Annotated in this window: 12 protein-coding genes; 7 read left to right on the top strand and 5 right to left on the bottom strand. The window is 74.4% G+C overall.

Translation table 11 applies throughout. From position 1 onward, the window contains the following. Positions 1-12: 12 nt before the first annotated feature. The 4 genes from ACFY7E_RS12915 to ACFY7E_RS12900 all read right to left on the bottom strand — a co-directional run bounded on the left by ACFY7E_RS12915 (position 13) and on the right by ACFY7E_RS12900 (position 3,624). The gene (locus tag ACFY7E_RS12915; RefSeq protein WP_389483935.1) at positions 13-1,662 is read right to left on the bottom strand and encodes a glycosyl hydrolase family 8; all 1,650 of its coding nucleotides are present in this window, start codon (positions 1,660-1,662) and stop codon (positions 13-15) included. A gap of 117 nt (positions 1,663-1,779) precedes the next feature. After that, on the bottom strand, positions 1,780-2,427 hold the full coding sequence (locus tag ACFY7E_RS12910) for a 4'-phosphopantetheinyl transferase family protein (RefSeq protein ID WP_389483932.1): 648 nt from the start codon (positions 2,425-2,427) through the stop codon (positions 1,780-1,782). Between the two features lie 19 nt (positions 2,428-2,446). Then, positions 2,447-2,677 carry an acyl carrier protein gene (locus ACFY7E_RS12905; RefSeq protein ID WP_389483930.1) on the bottom strand — a complete coding sequence of 77 codons (231 nt, stop codon included), beginning with the start codon at positions 2,675-2,677 and terminating at the stop codon, positions 2,447-2,449. 89 nt (positions 2,678-2,766) lie between these two features. Then, the gene (locus tag ACFY7E_RS12900; protein ID WP_389483927.1) at positions 2,767-3,624 is read right to left on the bottom strand and encodes a hypothetical protein; all 858 of its coding nucleotides are present in this window, start codon (positions 3,622-3,624) and stop codon (positions 2,767-2,769) included. A gap of 477 nt (positions 3,625-4,101) precedes the next feature. Between ACFY7E_RS12900 and ACFY7E_RS12895 the strand changes: the two genes are divergently transcribed. The 7 genes from ACFY7E_RS12895 to ACFY7E_RS12865 all read left to right on the top strand — a co-directional run bounded on the left by ACFY7E_RS12895 (position 4,102) and on the right by ACFY7E_RS12865 (position 15,767). After that, positions 4,102-5,190, top strand: coding sequence for a phytanoyl-CoA dioxygenase family protein (locus ACFY7E_RS12895; protein WP_389483925.1), 1,089 nt, complete (start codon positions 4,102-4,104; stop codon positions 5,188-5,190). Continuing rightward, the gene (locus tag ACFY7E_RS12890; RefSeq protein ID WP_389483923.1) at positions 5,172-6,596 is read left to right on the top strand and encodes a DUF6271 family protein; all 1,425 of its coding nucleotides are present in this window, start codon (positions 5,172-5,174) and stop codon (positions 6,594-6,596) included. Before ACFY7E_RS12895 ends, ACFY7E_RS12890 begins: the two co-directional genes overlap by 19 nt. A gap of 61 nt (positions 6,597-6,657) precedes the next feature. After that, positions 6,658-8,391: a condensation domain-containing protein gene (locus ACFY7E_RS12885; protein WP_389483921.1), complete on the top strand. Its 1,734-nt coding sequence runs from the start codon at positions 6,658-6,660 to the stop codon at positions 8,389-8,391. 11 nt (positions 8,392-8,402) lie between these two features. Beyond that, on the top strand, positions 8,403-9,677 hold the full coding sequence (locus ACFY7E_RS12880) for an MFS transporter (protein ID WP_389484230.1): 1,275 nt from the start codon (positions 8,403-8,405) through the stop codon (positions 9,675-9,677). 127 nt (positions 9,678-9,804) lie between these two features. Further along, the gene (locus tag ACFY7E_RS12875; protein WP_389483919.1) at positions 9,805-10,782 is read left to right on the top strand and encodes a hypothetical protein; all 978 of its coding nucleotides are present in this window, start codon (positions 9,805-9,807) and stop codon (positions 10,780-10,782) included. Positions 10,783-10,919: 137 nt separating this feature from the next. Further along, positions 10,920-12,782, top strand: a complete 1,863-nt coding sequence (locus ACFY7E_RS12870) for an HSP90 family protein (RefSeq protein ID WP_389483917.1) — start codon at positions 10,920-10,922, stop codon at positions 12,780-12,782. Beyond that, positions 12,783-15,767, top strand: a complete 2,985-nt coding sequence (locus tag ACFY7E_RS12865; RefSeq protein WP_389483914.1) for a hypothetical protein — start codon at positions 12,783-12,785, stop codon at positions 15,765-15,767. It abuts the gene before it with no gap. 104 nt (positions 15,768-15,871) lie between these two features. On the opposite strand, the gene ACFY7E_RS12860 is transcribed toward ACFY7E_RS12865, so the two are convergent. Continuing rightward, the gene (locus ACFY7E_RS12860; protein ID WP_389483912.1) at positions 15,872-17,158 is read right to left on the bottom strand and encodes a ricin-type beta-trefoil lectin domain protein; all 1,287 of its coding nucleotides are present in this window, start codon (positions 17,156-17,158) and stop codon (positions 15,872-15,874) included. Between the last annotated feature and the right edge of the window lie 212 nt (positions 17,159-17,370).

The raw sequence follows: 17,370 nt of genomic DNA, 5'->3' as shown, positions 1-17,370 counted from the left end.
CCGTGCGGGGGTCTACGGGACCCAGTGGTTGCCCGAGGCCGTGATCATCACCTGGAGCTGGATGCTGGCCGAGAAGTAACCGCCGGTGTCGACGGGGGTGTTGAGCATCTTGTTCCACAGGGCGTCCAGCCAGGCCTGGCTGCCCGGGTCGGTCATCGCCGCCACCGCGAACGGGGCGAAGAAGGCGGCCTCGGCGCCCGAGGAGATCTGGGTGCCGTTGAGCTTGTAGCCGGTGCCGATCCTGTTCGGGTCGCCGCCGGTCTTCGTCTTGATCCAGGCGTTGAGCTTCCGCGCGGCCGCGAGGGACGCGGCGTCCCCGCTGGTCACCGCGTCGTCGGCGATGCGCCAGGGCGTACGGCAGGCGTTCCACCAGTAGGCGCCGTCGTTCGGGTCCTCCAGGACCTCGCCCGGGGCGGGCCTGGGGGTGGTGTTCGTGTCGACGACGAAGTCGGGCAGGAGGCCGGTGCCGGGGGCGTACGTGGACTGGAGGCGGGTGATCTGGTTCTGGTGGGCGGTGCGCACGGCGTCCCAGGTGGTGTCGCCGGAGGCGGTGCGGAAGGCGCGGAAGTGGTCGGCCATCCAGTCCGAGGTGCGGGAGATGTAGTAGTGCTCGCCGCCGGGACCGCTCCAGTCGCCCAGTTTCAGGAGCTTGGTCGTCGGGTTGAGTTCGTCCTTCTTGATCGCGGCGATGTGCTTGAGCGCGAGGTCCTTGTAGTCGTACGTGCCGGTGCTGCCCCACTGTTTGTCGGCGAGGAGCAGGCCGTAGGCCACGTCCATGTCGCCGTCGGTGGCGCCGTCGCCGCCGGAGACGCTCCTGCACTGGGCGTCCTGTTCGGCGGCGAGCAGGTTCGGGTTGACGGAGGACGGGTGGTCGATCTTCCATTTGACGAGGCCGTCGAAGATCTTCCTGGCGTCCGGGTCGGCGCCCGCCATGGTGGCGGTGACGACCATGCCGTACCCCTGCGCCTCGGCGACGTACGGGTGGTCGGCGTCGGGCGAGTGGACCTGGTACCAGCCGTTGCCGCAGTTCTGCCGGACGAAGGCGGCCTTCCACTTGTTGTAGTACTCGACGACCTTCTGGTCGAGGGCGGCCTGCGCGCCGGAGGGCTTGAGGACGCCGGCGGCGTACGGCTCGAGGTGGCTGCCGAAGGGGACCGCGGGGCCGCCGCCCCCGCCGCCTCCGGTGGACGGCGTGCCGAAGACCTCGAACTCCCAGAGGGAGTAGCCGTACGGGGTGCCCCGGCCGGTTCCGTACATGCGGACGTACCGGCCGCTGCCGGAGACCGTCAGGTCGTCGACCGCCCCGTCGCCGGCGCCGGTGGAGTGGAGGTCGGTCCAGGTCGTCCCGTCGGCCGAGGCCTGGACGCGGTACGTCTTCGCGTACGCGTCCTCCCAGTGGAGCCTCACCCGGGAGATCGTGTGGTTCGTCCCGAGGTCGACGCGGATCCACTGCGGGTCGATCCCTTCGAGGCTCGCCCAGCGGGTGGCCGTGTCGCCGTCCACCGCGAGCCCGGGGCCGAAGGCCGGGGTCTCGACGGACGAGGCGGTGACCGGTTTTCCGGCGGACACCGGGCCGTCGGCGGCCTGCGCCTGCGGCATCACTGTCAGGGGCAACGCCAGCAGGCCCGCGAGTCCGAGGAGCGGGGTACTTCGTCGACGCATGACAACTCCCTTTCCCTCCGAGGAGGATGGTTAGGAAATGTTCCTAACCATTGGCGGAGGGTAGAGAGGGCCGCACGTCCGCGCAAGACCTCGCGCGGGCGGGGGCACGCGGGAAGGTCAGGGACCGAGGGGCCCCGCGCCTCCGGGGCGGAGGAGTTCCTCCGGAGGGGAGAAGGCCGCGACCTGGGCCTCGGCGGCGACCGCCGCGACGGCTCCCCGCTCCCGGTCGGTCCGTTCGAGGAGCCGGAGGCCGGGCCCGCCGCCCGCCTTGAACAGGGCCTCGCCCCGTACCCACAGCCGGAGCAGTGCCGGTCCGGAGTCCGGACGGGCGGCGGCCTCCCGCAGGTCGGCCTCGGGCAGGAGCCGCCGCAGGACGGACGGGGGGCCGGGGCGGCGCGTCGCGGGCTCCACGTCCACGCCGACCGGGCCGGGGCCGACGGCGGCCGCGACGAGGCCGTCGGCGTGGCTCACGCTGACGCCGAGACCGGGCCGGCCGTCCAGGTAGGGGCGCCCGTGGCCGGGCCGGCCGCACTCGGCGCAGTACTGCCGCGGGCCCGACGCGCCGAGGGGCAGCCCGGTGAACCGGGCCGCGCACAGCCGGACGAGGAGGCGGGCCGCCAGTACGTCGTCGCGGCGGGCGGGCACCCGTACCCGGTCGAGGCGCCGCCGTTCCCACGGCGCGAGCAGCCCCTCGTGCAGCTCGGGGCGGGCCAGGACCTCGCCGGTGGCCGCCACCACGGCGAGGACCGCCCGGCCCGCGTTCATCGGCGGGGATCCGGGGGGTTCACCCGGCGGCGCCGAGGAAGCGCTCCCGGACGCGGCCGAGCGTGCGGAAGTCGTCGATGGTGACCTCCTGGAGGTCGATGGAGCGGCCGGAGAGCTCCTCCAGGAGGTCGACGAACTCCAGGAAGTCCATGGAGTCGATGAGACGGGCCTCGATGAGGTCCTCGTCGAGGTCGATCGGTCCGTCGAGGCCGGGGTTCTTCTCGTGCAGCCACTCGGCGATGCGTTCCATGGGGTGGGGTCGCTCCTCACTGTGCGCTGTGCGTCGTGCGTCGTGCGGGATGTGCGTAAGGGGGTACGTACGGGCCCGGGGCCGGGAGTTCAGGCGCCGGCCTCGCGCAGGCGGTCGAGTGCCCGCCCGGGGGTGCCGTGGGCGAGGAGCATCGCGTGGACCCAGCGCTCCACGCCGAAGGCGACGCAGGCGCTGTACGCCGGCCCCTCGGAGCCCGCGCGGATGTCCAGGCGCTCGCCGAAGAAGTTGCGGTGCCGGTTCACGGAGGCGATCGCCGTGCCGTCGGGGGCGCTGAACTCGTGCTTGACCGGGTCGAGGGCCATGAGCCGGGCCCGGGAGCCGCCCTTGTCGTAGAAGGGGTCGTCGGCGACGGCCCGGGTGAGGTCGAGACCCAGGCGTCCGGCCACGTCCAGGACGAACTCGGCTCCCCGTCCCAAGTGTTCGAGGGCCCCCTCCTTGGTGCCGAGGTAGAGGACCTCGCGCATGTGGAAGCCCCACAGGCGCCGCAGGCCGTCGAAGTGGGTCTCGTTGCGGAAGCAGCGGCCGGTCGCGGAGAGCCGCAGGCCGTCCTCGCCGACGTCCCGGCCCTCCAGGGAGAGCAGCAGTCCGTAACAGGTGGCGGACGGCAGCAGATAACCGGTCGGCCGGAGCGGGAGCCCGCCCGGGGCCTCCCCGGCCGCCAGCCCGTCGAGCGCGTCGGGCGCGAACCGGCCGGCGGAGACGCCGAGGTGGGGGAAGTTGCGGAAGAAGTCGAGGCGGGCGAGGCCCTCCGCCGAGAGCAGGGGCGGTCCCACCACCTCGGGAGCGGCGAGCCGGACGGCCAGGCCGGTGAGCAGCTCGTCCAGGCCGCGCAGCAGCGCGGTGTGGTCCGGGTCCAGGGTGATCAGGCCCGGCCCCGGACTCCTCAGACCGCCGTCGGGCAGGACCGTGGTGCCGGGTGTGCTCATGGAGAACCGCTCCCTACGGGGTGGGCGAACAGGCAAGGGCGTCGGCGGGGACGGGCGGGGCGGACGCGCCGCGGCCCGGTCTCCGGCCGTGAACGGCCTCGCGGGCGGCCGGCTCCGGTCGCGGCACGGCGGAAGACCGGCTGGCACCCCGTCAGGGACGGGACCGCACAGGGGGACAGTAGGCCAGTTCCCGAACTGTTGTCTAGACCAAAGTAGCCGCGCTGACAACGTTCTCCCCGAACCCTGAACGACTCAACTGGGCGTATTGAGATGGCACTTGCCACCCGCTAAGGTCTAAACCAATTCCGCCGCACGGCGTGGTGCCCGTCCAGCGCCACGGCACGTCCGGCCGTCCGTGCCGTCCACCGCCACCCCTCGGCCGGGGGGTCACCGCGTGCTGCCCGCCGACCGGGGAGAAGCGCTTCCCGCCCGGGCCCCCGGACCTCCTCCCCCGAACCCCCGCACCTGGAGGGACCCATGACGACCCCCGCTCCGCACCGTCCCCCGCGCCGCCCCCACCTCTACCGGGCGGCCTCGGACCTGCCGTACTTCAGCGCGGACGGCGAGTCCTACCTCGCGCAGACCACCCTGCGGGAGCTGAGGAAGTCGCGGCCGCTGCGGGTGCTGTCCGAGGAGGACTTCGCCCACTGGCAGACGTACGGGTACGTGATCGTGCGGGAGGCGGTCCCGGCGGAGGCGGCCCGGCGACTGCTCGACTTCGCCTGGGAGTTCCAGGGGCTCGACCCGGAGCGGCCGGAGAGCTGGTACGAGGACCGGCCCTTCCGCTCCCAGCTGGACCGGCAGCTGCACGTCTACGGCTTCGTGGAGGCGTACCACCACCAACTCCTGTGGGACGGCCGTCAGTCGCAGCGGGTGTACGACGCCTTCGTGGACGTGTGGGACTGCGAGGAGCTGTGGGTCACCCAGGACCGGCTCAACCTCAACCCGCCCAACGTCAAGAACCGCGACCGCGCCCTGATCGAGCCCACCGACCGGGGGTTCGACATCGAGCTGCACTGGGACATCGACACCACGCTCGGCGTGCCGCCGCAGCGGGTGCAGGGGATCATCGCGCTCAACGACACCCGCCCCGAGTCCGGCGGTTTCCAGTGCTGCCCGGAGCTGTTCCGGCGGTTCGAGGAGTGGAAGGTCGGGCAGCCCGCCGGCCGCGACCCGCTCCGGCCCGCCGTGGACCGGGACGAACACCCCGTCGTCCGCCCCGACCTGCGCCCCGGCGACCTGCTGATCTGGAACGGGCTCCTCGCCCACGGGGTGGCCCGCAACACCTCGGAGAATCAGGTGCGGGCCGTCCAGTACCTGTCGATGATGCCGGCCCTGGAGGAGCACGAGCGGCTGCGGAGGTCCCGGGTCGACTCCTGGCGCCACCTGCGCACCCCGCGCTGGAACCGCACCCTCGTCGGCGACCCCGTCCGGCACGAGTCCGAGCGCTACCCCACGGCCGTCCTGAACCAGCTGGGCGAACGGCTGCTCGGGCTCACCTCCTGGAAGGACCGCGAAGGGCGCGGAAGCAGGGACGGGGAGCCGTCGTGCGCCGCGTCTGCCTGACCCTGCCCACCCACCGGGCCTGCGCCGCGACCGTACGGGCGGTCGCGGAGGAGGCGGCTTACGGCGCCCGGCACTTCGACGTCGAGGTGCACCTGCTGGTCCTGGACTCCTCCGGGGCCGCGGACCTCGCCGCCCACCGGGAGGCGGTGGCAGCGCTGCCGCCGGAGCCCGGGGTGGTCGTCCACCACTTCGACGAGGACGAGCAGCGGGACTTCCTGCGCGGGGCGGTCGCCCGGTCCGGGGTCGCCGAACCGGACCGGGTCCTCGACCTGATGCTGCCGTCCGGGGTCTCCTACGGGGCCTGCACCAACCGGGCCTTCCTGATCGCGGAGGCCCTGGGCTGCTCCTCGGTGCACCGCAGGGACTCCGACAGCCGCTACCAGCACCTGGACGGGAAGCCCGTCTTCCCGCTCCACCACGAGCTGACGGCGATCGGCCGGCGGGCCTCCGACGTGGCGGGGCTCGTGACACGGAGCCGGCTCGACCCGGCGCTCGCCGACCGGCCGGTGGCCATGGTCGGCGGTTCGTTCGTCGGCGAGATGTCCGTGGACGTGGCGGAGATCCGGGCCCTCGACCCCCTCGTCCACGACGACCTCATCGGCCTCTCCCTCCCGGACGGGTATCCGGAGATCTGGCGGCGGAACCTCGTCGACGAGGCGTTCCGGGGCGCCGGGACCACCGCGTTCACCGGCGACCTCACCACGCTCACCACCGTCGGCCCCACGCGCGTGGACATGTGCAACATCGCCTTCGCGCGCGGGGTCTACGGCCGGGTGCCGCTGCCGCCCGCCACCGACACCATCGGCAGCGACTACTTCCTCGTCCACCTGGTGCACGGCGCCCGGCTGCCCGGCGTCCTGCACAACCGGCACATCGTCAACTTCCACACGCCGGAACGCCGTTCGGACGCGGGCTTCCTCGCGTACCAGCTGCGGCTGGCGAAGTTCCTGCTCGCCGTCCCGTACCTCCACGGCGTGTACGCGGGGACGGCGGCGGCCGGTGACGGGCTGCTCGACGCCGACGGGCTCGTCCGCGCCTCCGTCGTCGCCGCGGCGATCAGGGACGGGGCGGGCCCCGGACCGGCGGAGAACGCCGAGCGGTTCGACGTGATCGAGCGCTCCTACCGCAAGCTCGGCGGCCGGTACGCGGCCGCCGCCGACGTCCTCGCCGCCCGCCGCGAGCGCCTCCTCGACGAGGCGCGGCGGGACATGGCGGACTTCGCCCTCCTCGTGGACGCGTGGGGGCCGCTGGTCCGCGCGAGCGAGGGGCGTCCGCCGTCCCCGGCGCACGAGGGCCGCGCTCCGGACTCGACGCGCGAGAACCGTTCCCCGTCTCCCGCGTACGGGAACCGCTCCCCCTCCTCCGCGCGCGAGAAGCGCCCCCCGTCCCCGAAAGGCACCGCATGAGCCGCCGTCCACGGTCCCTCCCCCAGTGGCCCCTCCCCCGGTCCGGGGCGGTGGCCGCCCCGTGACCGCGCACGAGCGGGACCTCCCGCGTCCGTCGAAGACGCGCACCGTCACCGTCGCCTACACGGGCGGCGAGGAGCGCCGGGGCCCGGTCACGATGGGCCAGGCCAACATGATCCGGTGCATGCTGCGGGACGAACCCGAGCACATCAACATCCACGACGTGTGGCCGGTGCCCGCCGGGACCCGGACGGACGCGGTGATCGACGCCCTGCGCGCCCTGGTCGTACGGCACGAGGCGCTGCGCACCACGTTCCCCCGGGACGAGGGAGCCCCGGGGGACGCCGTGCCCCGTGAGCAGACCGTGGCGGCCGAGGGGGAGTTCACGGTCACCGTCCTCGACCACGACGCGCTCCCCCCGGGCGCCGAACGGTACGCCGACGCCGTGGCCCGCCGGTCACGGGTCGAACGCTTCGTACTGGAAAGGGACTTCGGGCTGCGGATCTCCCTCGTCGTCCTGGCCGGCGCGCCGGTCTTCGTCGCCCTGGCGGCGAGCCACGCCGTGACCGACGTCAGCGCCCTCGGCGTCCTGCGGGAGGACTGGCTGGCCCTCCTGACCGGCGCGCCCCTGCCGCCGCAGACGGCCTTCACGCCGCTGGACCTCGCCGCCGAGGAGGCCGCCCCGGCGGGGCTGCGGAAGGCGGCGGCGTCCCTGCGGTACTGGGAGCGGATCATCCGCACCGGCCCCCAGGCCATGTTCGACGGGCCGGGCGCCGAGGGCACCGAGGTCGAGACGCCGGAGGTGACGCTCCGGTCCCTGCGGGGCGCGCGGGCCCTCGCCCGGGTGGCCGGGCGCACCGGCGCGCTGCCGTCGACGGTGCTGCTCACGGCCTGGTGCGCGCTCGTCGCCCACCGGACCGGCCAGAGCGTCTGCGTCGCCGCCGTCCCGACCTCCAACCGGTTCCACGACCGGCTCGTCCGCTCGGTGAACACCGTGTCGCAGGACGCGCTGCTCGCCCTGGACGTGCGGGTGCCGTCCTTCGACGCGCTGCTCGCCAAGGCGTGGGGGGCGGCGCTCGACGCCTACCGGCACAGCCGGTTCGACGCGGTCGCCCTGTGGGAGACGATCGACCGGACCGCCTTCGAGCGCGGCAGCCGGTTCGCGCGGGACGTGGTCTTCAACGACGTGAGCGCCCTGTCGGGGACCGGCGGAGCGGAGCCGGACGGGCCGGAACTCGAACTGGGTCGCGGCCCGGTCCAGGTGCTTCCGACCCGGCTGCTCGCCTTCGTGCACGAGACGGAGCCGCTGCTGCGGATCGGCCTGTGGGCCGACCCCGCGCTGTTCGCGCCGGGCGGGGCGGAGGGCTTCCTGACCGGTCTCGTACGGCTCCTGGAGGCCGCCGCCGAGGGGGACGTGCCGCTCGCCTCCCTGACCGGCGTGACGGGGGTGCGTCCGGTGGAGCGCGGCCCCGGCTGGATCCGGGTGGACGGCTGCTGGGTCTCGCCGCCGGCCGTCGCGGACGCCCTGTGCGACGCCCTCGGAGGCGTACCCGTGCACGTCGCGGCGGACGGGGCGGGCCTCACCGCGTTCGTCGCCTCCGGCGGCACGCCCCTGCCCCCCGCGCGGGCCCACGCCGCGCTGATGCGCGTCCTCCCGGGCCGTCCCGGGGTCCTCGCCCCCCGCCGGTACGTGATCGTCCAGGATCCGCCCGAGGAGGCGGACCGGACGGACGCGTGGCTCCGGCAGCACCTCCTCACCGAAGGGAACGGCCGGACTCCGGCGGAACCGACATGACGACGAACGACGTGACGACGGACGACGCGCCCGTGGAGCGGGAGCCCGGCTCCCCGCCCAGCCCGTGGCGTTCGGGCCGCTTCCGGCTCTTCTTCACGGCCCGCAGCACCTCGCTGCTCGCCGACGGCATGCTGATGGTCTCGCTGACCACGGCCGTGCTCGGCGCGGGCTACGGGGCGAGCGGCGTGGGGTACGCGCTGGCCGCCTGGATGGCGCCGATCGTCCTCCTGGTGCTCTTCGGCGGCGTCCTCGCCGACCGGTTCACCCCGCAGGTGATGATGGTCGGCGCGGACGTGGTCCGCATGGTGGCCATGATCGCGCTCGCGGGGCTCCTCGCCCTCGGGGACGTACGGCTGTGGCACGTCATGGCACTGCTCGCGGTCAGCGGCGCGGCGACCGCGATGTTCCAGCCCGGTCTGGCGAGCCTGGTGCCGCGGGTCGCCGAGGACATCCAGCGGGCCAACGCGCTGCTGCGGATATCGGAGTCGATCTGCACCCTGCTCGGCCCCGGTCTCGCCGGTCTCCTCGTGGCGTACTGGGACGTGGCCGGCTCCTTCCTGGTGATCGCGGCGTTCTACGCGTGCAGTGCCCTGGGACTCGCGCCGCTGCGGAAGCTCGGCACGACCCCGGACGGGGCCGGCGAGCCGATCTGGCAGCGGCTCGCCACGGGCTGGCACGAGTTCCGGTCCCGGTCCTGGCTGTGGGGCGTCATCGCCGTGTGGGCCGTCTACGGCCTGTTCGTCTTCGGCCCGGCCCTGCCGCTGGGCGCCGCGCTCCTCACCGAACAGCACGGCGCCGACGGGTACGGCTGGATCGCCTCCGCCGACGGCGCCGGGACGATCGTCGGCGGGCTGCTCGGGATGCGGGTGCGGCCCCGGCGGCCGCTCGTCGCGGGCGCGTGCGCCATGTTCTTCTTCTCCCTCAACCCCCTGGCGCCCGCCCTGGGCTGGTCGTTCGCGCTCACGGCCGTCACGGGCGTCCTGGCGGGCTGCGGGTTCGCCTTCTGGGGCGTCATGTGGGCGACCAGCGTGCAGACCCACGTCCCGCTGGCCGTCCTGAGCCGCGTCTCGGCCTACGACGTCGCCGGTTCCATCATGGTCATCCCGGTCGGCCGGGCCCTGGCCGGTCCCGCGGCCGAGTCCGTGGGTGCCGACCGCGTGCTGCTCTTCTCGTCCGTCATGGGCCTGGTGTGCCTCGCGGTCATGCTCGCCGTGCCCGCCGTCCGGGCGCTGCGCCGGGCGCCGGAGAAGCTCTCCGGGACGGACCGCGCGGTCGCGGACGGCTGAGCGGCGGAGTCCCCGGACCGCCTCCGGGGAAACGGGTGTGCGATTGTCGTACCCGCGTGATAGTCACTACCTCCACGGGGCGGGTGATCACCGACCGCTCCGTTCGTACGGAACAAGGGGTGGGGACATGGCGTTGCTCCGTGGCTGGGGGCTCACTCTGGGGAAGAGGGCGGACCGGCCCGCCGCGCGGCTGGAGAAGGACTCGGACGATCCCGAGGTGACCCGCCTGAAGGCGGCCGCCGCCGGGGCGGACTGGGCCACCGTGCGGGAGGTGCTCGAAGCGCGTCCCGAGAGCGAGGGCCGGACGGAGCTCCTGTGGACCGTCTGCGACACCGCCGGGGTCGAGAAGTGGATCACCGGTGTGGCCGGGGCCGAGCCGGAGGCGGCGCTGCCCCGCCTCGTGGCGGGCCTCCGCCACGTCAGCTGGGGCTGGGAGGCCCGGACCTCGGCCCGCGCCGAGAACGTCTCGCGAGAGCAGTTCGAGGTCTTCCACGAGCGGCTGCGCACGGCCGAGCGGTGGCTGTACGAGGCGGCCGAGCTCGAACCGGCCTCGGCCGCGCCCTGGTACTGCCTCCAGATCAGCGGGCGCGGTCTGGAGGTCGGGCCGGAGATCGCGCGGCGCCGGTTCGAGGCGACGGTGCGGCGCGCCCCGCACCATCTGGAGGCGCACCAGCAGCAGTTGCAGCAGGTCTGCCACAAGTGGGGCGGTTCGCACGAGGAGATGCACGCCTTCGCGCGCGCCTCCATGCTGGACGCCCCGGGCGGCACGCTCCTCGGCCAGCTCGTCGCGGTCGCGCACCTGGAGGAGTGGCTCTCCCTCGACTCCGGTCCCGACGCCGCCTACATCCGCCGGCCCGAGGTGGCCGCGTCCCTGAACGAGGCCGCGGACCACTCCTACCGGCACCCGGACTTCGTCCACCGGAGCGGCTGGGTCCAGGTGCTCAACAGCTTCGCCATGGCCTTCTCGCTCGCCGGGGACCGCGAGGCCGCCCGGGAGTGCTTCCGGGCCACCGAGGGACGGGTCAGCGAGTTCCCCTGGTCCTACCTGAACGGCTCCGACCCCGTCGCGGCCTACCGCGAGCGGCGCTCGGCGGCCGGCCGCTGAACCGCCGGGGCGGCCGGGTTCCGTACCGGCGCCGTCCGCGCCGGACCGGCGTCCGGTCCCGCCGCCCCGCACCCTCCCCACCTCTCCTTCCCCTCCCGCCCGCCGTCACGGGCGCGTTCACCGAAAGACTTCACCGGGTGTCCCCTTCCGAGTCAGCGCACACCTTCCAGGTCGACCTGCGCGGTCTGGTCGACCTGCTCTCCCACCACCTCTACTCCAGCCCCCGCGTCTATCTGCGCGAGCTGCTCCAGAACGCCGTGGACGCCATCACGGCCCGGCAGGCGCTCGACCCCGGCGCGCCCGGCGCCATCACCGTCCGCACCGGTGACGTCCTCACCGTCACGGACACCGGCGTCGGTCTGACCGAGGCCGACGTCCACCGGTTCCTCGCCACCATCGGGCGCAGCTCCAAGCGGACCGCCGACGGAGCCCTGGACGGCGCCGGACTCGACGCCGCCCGCGGGGAGTTCATCGGCCAGTTCGGCATCGGCCTGCTCGCCTGCTTCGTCGTGGCCGACGAGATCACGGTGGTCAGCCGGTCCGCGTCGGACCCGTCGGCGCCCGCCGTCGAGTGGCGCGGCCACTCCGACGGCCGCTACACCCTCCGCGCCCTGCCCGCCTCCGAGGCGCCCGAACCGGGCACCACCGTCCGGCTCGTGCCGCGCGCCGACAACGCCGAGTGGACGAGCCCGGGGCAGGTGGTCCAGCTGGCCCGGCACTACGGCGGGCTTCTGCGGCACGAGGTCACCGTCGTCGACTCCCGGGGCCAGACGCACCGCATCAACGAGGCACCGCCGTGGGAGCGGAGCCACCGGTCCCCGCTGGCCCGCCGCGAGGCCCTCACCGCGTACTGCCGCGACCTGTTCGACTTCACCCCGCTCGACAGCATCGAGCTCGACCTGCCGGCGGCCGGTCTGCGCGGGGTCGCGTACGTGCTGCCGACGGCCGTCAGCCCGGCGCAGCGCGCGGGGCACCGGGTGCACCTCAAGGGCATGCTGCTCACCGACAAGGCACCCGAACTCCTCCCGGAGTGGGCGTTCTTCGTGCGCTGTGTGGTCGACACGACCAGCCTGCGGCCCACCGCGTCGCGCGAGTCGCTGTACGAGGACGGCACGCTGTCCGCCGTGCGGGACGCCCTCGGCGACCGGATCCGCGACTGGCTCACCGGGCTCGCCGCCAGCGACCCGGCGCTCCTGCACCGCTTCATCGACACCCACCACCTGGCGGTCAAGGCGCTCGCCCGGTACGACGACGAGCTGCTGCGGGTCGTGCTGCCGTGGCTGCCGTTCGAGACCACCGACGGCAACGTGACCCTGGAGGAGTTCGTACGGACGCACCCGACGGTCCTGGTCACCCGGAGCGTCGAGGAGTTCCGCCAGGTCGCCCCCATCGCGGCGGCGGCCGGCCTGGGCGTCGTCAACGGCGGCTACACCTACGACCGCGACCTGGTGCACCGGCTGCCCGAGATCCGGCCCGGCACGTCCGTCACGGACCTCGACCCGGCCACGGTCACCGCGCACCTGGACGCCGTGGACCCGACCGCCGAGCTGCGGGCGGCGGCCTTCCTCGCGGTCGCCCGGGAGACGATCGGCGTCCACGACTGCGACGTCGTCCTGCGCGACTTCCAGCCGGTCACCGCGCCCGCCCTGCTCCTCGACAACCGGGAGGCGCGCCACGAGCGGACGCGGGCGGGCCTGGCCGCCGACAGCGACGGGCTGTGGGCCGACATCCTCGGCTCGCTGCGCCAGGAGACCCCGCGCGCGCAGCTCGTCCTGAACCACCTCAACCCGCTGGTCCGCCAGGCGATCACGATCAGCGAGCGCGGGCTCGCCGTGACGACCGCCGAGGCCCTCTACGGCCAGGCGCTGCTGCTCAGCCGCCGTCCGCTGCGGGCGAGCGAGAGCGCCCTGCTCAACCGGGCCTTCATCGGCCTGCTGACCCACGCCATGCACCGTCCGGACGCGGCGGCACCCGGCTCCGAGCCCCGGAAGGAACTGTAGATGCTGGACACGCCCGAGGCCGTCGTCGAGGCGCTGCGCGAGAACCACGACCGTCCCCACGGCACGCAGCGGACCGTCACGGCGGAGGAGCTCGTCGAGGCCGCCGAGGTCTTCGACGAGCCCGACGCGCTCGTCACGGCCCTCCTGGAGCTGATGACGGCGTACGAGTTCACCGGCGAGCAGCGCAAGTCCCCGGTGGTCTTCGCCCGGCTGCTCAAGCTGTGGGACACCGCTCCGAAGTCCTTCAGCCAGTGGGAGGCCCACCAGGTCTTCTGGCGCTTCAAGTGGGTGACGACGTCCCTGCTCCAGGTGCCGGAGGTGCCCCTCGCCACCGTGCGGGGCTGGATCGACACGATGCGGGAGCGGTACGAGGAGGCCGGGCACGGCATGCAGCCGGTGGCGGCGATGCGCCACCACGTGGCCGCCCACACCGGCACGGGCGTCGACGACGCCCACGACCTGTGGGTCACCCGGCCCCGTACCGAACTGAGCGACTGCGAGGCCTGCGAGACCCGGCACCGCGCCTGGCACCGGGTGACGGCGGGCGACGACGCCGGGGCCCTCGACACCTGGGGGCCCGTCCTGGCGGGCGAGCAGGGCTGCTCCGAGGAGCCGCAGATGAGCCAGGCGCGCGCCCTGCTGCCGCTGCTGCGCCTGGGCCGCGCGGACGAGGCCCGCTCCCACCACCTCACCGGCTACCGGCGGGTCCGGGGCAGCACCGGCATGCAGCACGAGGTCGGCCTGCACCTGGAGTTCTGCGCGCTCTCGCGCAACGAGGGCCGGGGCCTGGAGGTCCTCGCGGAGAACCGTCCGCTGTTCGGGGCGACCGGCGCGCCCCTCGACCGCCTCGGCTTCCTGACCGGCGTGGAGGTGCTGCTCGCCCGGCTCGTGGAGGACGGGCACGGGGAGACGCCCGTCGCCGGGCCGCCCGGACGGAACTGGACCGCGGACGGGCTCCTCGCCCACGTCCGTGCCGAGGCGGACCGGCTCGCCGCCGCCTTCGACGCGCGCAACGGCACCACGGCCGTCGGGGACCGGCGCCGGGAGCGCCTCGCCCGGCGTCCGCTGCTCGACGAGCCGCTGCCGCTCGGGCTGCGGACGGCCGCCGCGCCCCGCACCGCCGCGGGCGCGGTCCCGGCGGTCCCGGCCGCCGCGGGTCCCGGGGCGCCCGGGGTCCCCGAGGACTTCGTCGCCCTCGTGGCCGAGGCGCGGCGCCTGAACCACCTCGGCCACCCCGGGGACACCCGGCTCTGGACCCGGATCGCCGAGCGGCTCGCGGACGGCTCGGCCGCGCACGACGACCGGCTCGGCCCGGAGGAGCTGCTGCGGGCCGAGCTGGCCGAGGAGCGCGCGTACCGGCTGAGGCAGAAGGACGAGAACGCGGAGAGCGGCGCCGAGCTGGAGACGGCCGCCGGGCTCTACGAGGAGCTCGGGATGGAGTGGCGGGCCCTCGCCGCCCGGGCCCGCGCCCTCGCGTGGACGACCGGCGAGGACGACGCCGACGCCGAGCGCGACGAGGCGGTCCGGGTCCGTCTCGACCGGATGCTGGGCGAGGCGGAGCGTCTGAAGGACGAGGCCCCGCTGACCGGCGAGAAGCCGGGGGACGCCGAGGCCGCGGCCGGTGTCGACGTGGCGGCGGACCGCGTGCTCGCCCACCTCACCGTGCTGTACGCCGACGCCTACACCGCCTATCAGGAGGCGATGCGGCGGGAGCCGGAGGAGTCCGGCTCCGCCCCGGAGCGGTTCCGGGAGGCCGTGGGGAGGCTGCGCGCCGAGGCGGAGCGTCTGGGCGTGCCCCACCAGGTGGCCAACGCGCGCCAGTTCGTCGCGGACGAGGCCGGGCGCCGGGGCGACGTCGCCCTCGCCGAGTCGGAGCTGCGCGCGGCCCTCGTGGACGTCGAGGCCTCGGACCGGCCCTGGCGGGGTTCGCGTCCGCGCGCCCTGCTCGCCCAGATCATGCTGTCCCGGCAGGAACCGGCGGAGGCGGTGGAGCTGCTGCACCGGGCGCTCGCGGACGCGGTGCGGTACGACGACGCGGACTTCACGATGGCTCCGACGTACTCCCTGCTCGGGCACGCGTCCTCGCACCTCGGGGACCACGCCGGGGCCGTGCGCCACCTCTCCGAGGCGGCCGCGCTGTTCGACCGGGGCGGGGAGCACGAGGACGCCGCCGGCGTACGGCTCCAACTGGCGGACGTCCTGGCGGAGTCGGGGCGGCAGGCGGACGCCGTGGCGGTCCTGGAGTCGCTGCTCTCCGAGGAGTCGGCCGCCGCGCTGGACGAGCGGATGGTGGCCCAGATCCGGCTGTCCCTGGCGCGCGGGCTGCGGGAGCTGGAGGAGTACCTGCCGTCGGCGGAGGAGTTCCTGCGGCTCGCGGGCACGGTCGCCGGGTGGGAGGACGACGCCCCGATCCGGACACTGGTGACGGCGGACACGGCGATCGCGCTGGCCCTGGCCGACCGGTGGGAGGCGGCGGACGCCGCGTACGAGCGCGCGTTCGCCGCGCACGCCGAGGCGCCGAATCCGCCCCTGATCGTACGGATGGCGCGCGAGTTCGCCCGTCTGACGGCGGCGGCCCGGGGGGCCGAGGGGGTCGAGGACGCGCTCGCGCACCTGGCGCGGGCCGACGCGGTCCTGGACGGCGTGCCGGAGGACGCCGAGGGCTTCGCCGTCTGGTACGAGCGCGGTGAGGTGCACTACCGCAGGTCCCACGTCCTGACGGAGGCGGAGCGTTTCGAGGAGGCCCTGGCCGAGGCGGAGGCGGCGATCGCCGTCCACGAGGGGGGCGGGGAGCACGGCGAGCTGCCGAGGGCCGAGGCGGTGCGGTTCGCCGCCCTGGTCGAGGGGAACGGCCTCGGCCGGACGGACGAGGCGATCGCGCGGCTGACGACGGCGGCGGCGCGCTGCCGGCGGGCGGGCCACCCCGAGGCCGCGCAGGTCCTCGACGCGCTGCGGCAGGACTACCTGTCGAGGCCCCGGGGCTGACCGCCCGGGGCCGTGGGCCGGGTGGCCGCGGACGACCACCCGGCCCCGGGGCTGTCGGGACCGCCGGACCGGGGCCTGCCCGACCCCGATCCGCCGGACAGGTCCTACGGGGTCACGGTCCACTTCTGGTTGGCGGCGCCCGTGCAGGTCCAGATCTGGAGCCGGGTGCCGTTGGCCGAGCTGTTTCCGGTGGCGTCCACGCACTTGTTCGCACGCGGGTTCACCACGTCCCGGGCGGCGTTGGCGACCCAGCGCTGGGCCTCCGTGCCGTTGCAGTCCCACAGTTGGAGGGGCGTTCCGTCGGCGGTGCCGGCGGAGGTGACGTCGAGGCACTTGCCGAGCGCGCGGATGGTGCCGTCCGTGCCGACGGTCCACCGCTGGGCGGCGGTCCCGTTGCAGTCGTAGAGCTGGACGGGGGTGCCGTTCGCGGTGTTGGCGCCGGCCACGTCGACGCACTTGCCGCCGATCCCGGTGATCGGTCCGCCGCCGGCGGGGGCGTCGGAGGTGGTGACGCGGACGTGGTCGACGACGAGCTGCCCGGGGAAGGGCGTCGAGCCGTCCGGGTCGCCGGGCCAGTAGCCGCCGACCGCGAGGTTGAGGATCAGGAAGAAGGGCTTGTCGAAGACCCAGGTCCGGCCGCCGAGGTCGGCGGGCGTACGGGTCTGGTAGACGGTGCCGTCCACGGACCAGGTGATCCGGCCGGGCGACCAGTCGACGGCGAAGGTGTGGAAGGCGTCGGCGAAGGCCTGTCCGCCGGGCAGGGTGTACCCGGCGCCGATGCCGCCGGAGCCCGAGTAGCCGGGGCCGTGCAGGGTGCCGTGGACGGTGGAGGGCTCGAAGCCGACGTTCTCCATGATGTCGATCTCGCCCGAGTTGGGCCAGCCGACCTGTCCGAGGTCGTTGCCGAGCATCCAGAACGCGGGCCACATGCCCTGGCCGCGCGGCACCTTCATGCGGGCCTCGACGTGCCCGTACTGGGCGGTGAACTTCCCGGCGGTGTTGAGCCGCGCCGAGGTGTACTCGCACCGCCCGTACCAGCACTGGTAGTTGCCCGGGTTCTCCTTGCGGGCGGTGATGACCAGGTGGCCCTGGCCGTCGAGCGCGGCGTTGCGGTTGCCGGCCGTGTAGTACTGCCGCTCGTGGTTGCTGACGTTGTCGCCGGTCTCGATCTGCCACTTGCCGCCGTCCACGGCGTTGCCCGCGGGGCCGTCGAAGTCGTCGGAGAAGGTGACGGCGGCCGCGTCGGCGGCGGGGACGGCCGCCCCGGCGAGGGCGGCTCCCCCGGTGGGGCCGGCCGAGGCCGCCGGGCCGAGCGCCGTGACGGCGAGGGCCAGGGCGAGGGCGGACAGGGCGGAGGACAGCGTGCGCCGTCGCGTGCGGGAGGAGGTCATGGCTCTCTCTTCCGTCGGGTGTGGGGGGGACGGCACCACGGCGGCACACCGCGGATACATGTCACGTACATGACATGCTCATGGGTGAACCACTTCGCCGCCCACCTGATTTAAGAAGTGAAGGAAGGGGGCGTCAAGAGGTGTGACCGTGCGGGCGGTCCGGACTCCGTACGATTCCCTTCGTCGTCACCCTTACGTCTCAAGGAGATCCC

The sequence above is a fragment of the Streptomyces sp. NPDC012825 genome (genome assembly GCF_042900925.1).
Classification (GTDB): Bacteria; Actinomycetota; Actinomycetes; order Streptomycetales; family Streptomycetaceae; genus Streptomyces.
Note: the sequence above shows the minus strand (reverse complement) of the source record. Positions and strands in the feature narration are given on the sequence as shown.

What these genes read in the sequence shown, in the direction of transcription:
- ACFY7E_RS12915 (WP_389483935.1), bottom strand. Translation starts at nt 1,662, where the DNA reads ATGCGTCGACGAAGTACCCCGCTCCTCGGACTCGCGGGCCTGCTGGCG.
- ACFY7E_RS12910 (WP_389483932.1), bottom strand. Translation starts at nt 2,427, where the DNA reads ATGAACGCGGGCCGGGCGGTCCTCGCCGTGGTGGCGGCCACCGGCGAG.
- ACFY7E_RS12905 (WP_389483930.1), bottom strand. Translation starts at nt 2,677, where the DNA reads ATGGAACGCATCGCCGAGTGGCTGCACGAGAAGAACCCCGGCCTCGAC.
- ACFY7E_RS12900 (WP_389483927.1), bottom strand. Translation starts at nt 3,624, where the DNA reads ATGAGCACACCCGGCACCACGGTCCTGCCCGACGGCGGTCTGAGGAGT.
- ACFY7E_RS12895 (WP_389483925.1), top strand. Translation starts at nt 4,102, where the DNA reads ATGACGACCCCCGCTCCGCACCGTCCCCCGCGCCGCCCCCACCTCTAC.
- ACFY7E_RS12875 (WP_389483919.1), top strand. Translation starts at nt 9,805, where the DNA reads ATGGCGTTGCTCCGTGGCTGGGGGCTCACTCTGGGGAAGAGGGCGGAC.
- ACFY7E_RS12865 (WP_389483914.1), top strand. Translation starts at nt 12,783, where the DNA reads ATGCTGGACACGCCCGAGGCCGTCGTCGAGGCGCTGCGCGAGAACCAC.
- ACFY7E_RS12860 (WP_389483912.1), bottom strand. Translation starts at nt 17,158, where the DNA reads ATGACCTCCTCCCGCACGCGACGGCGCACGCTGTCCTCCGCCCTGTCC.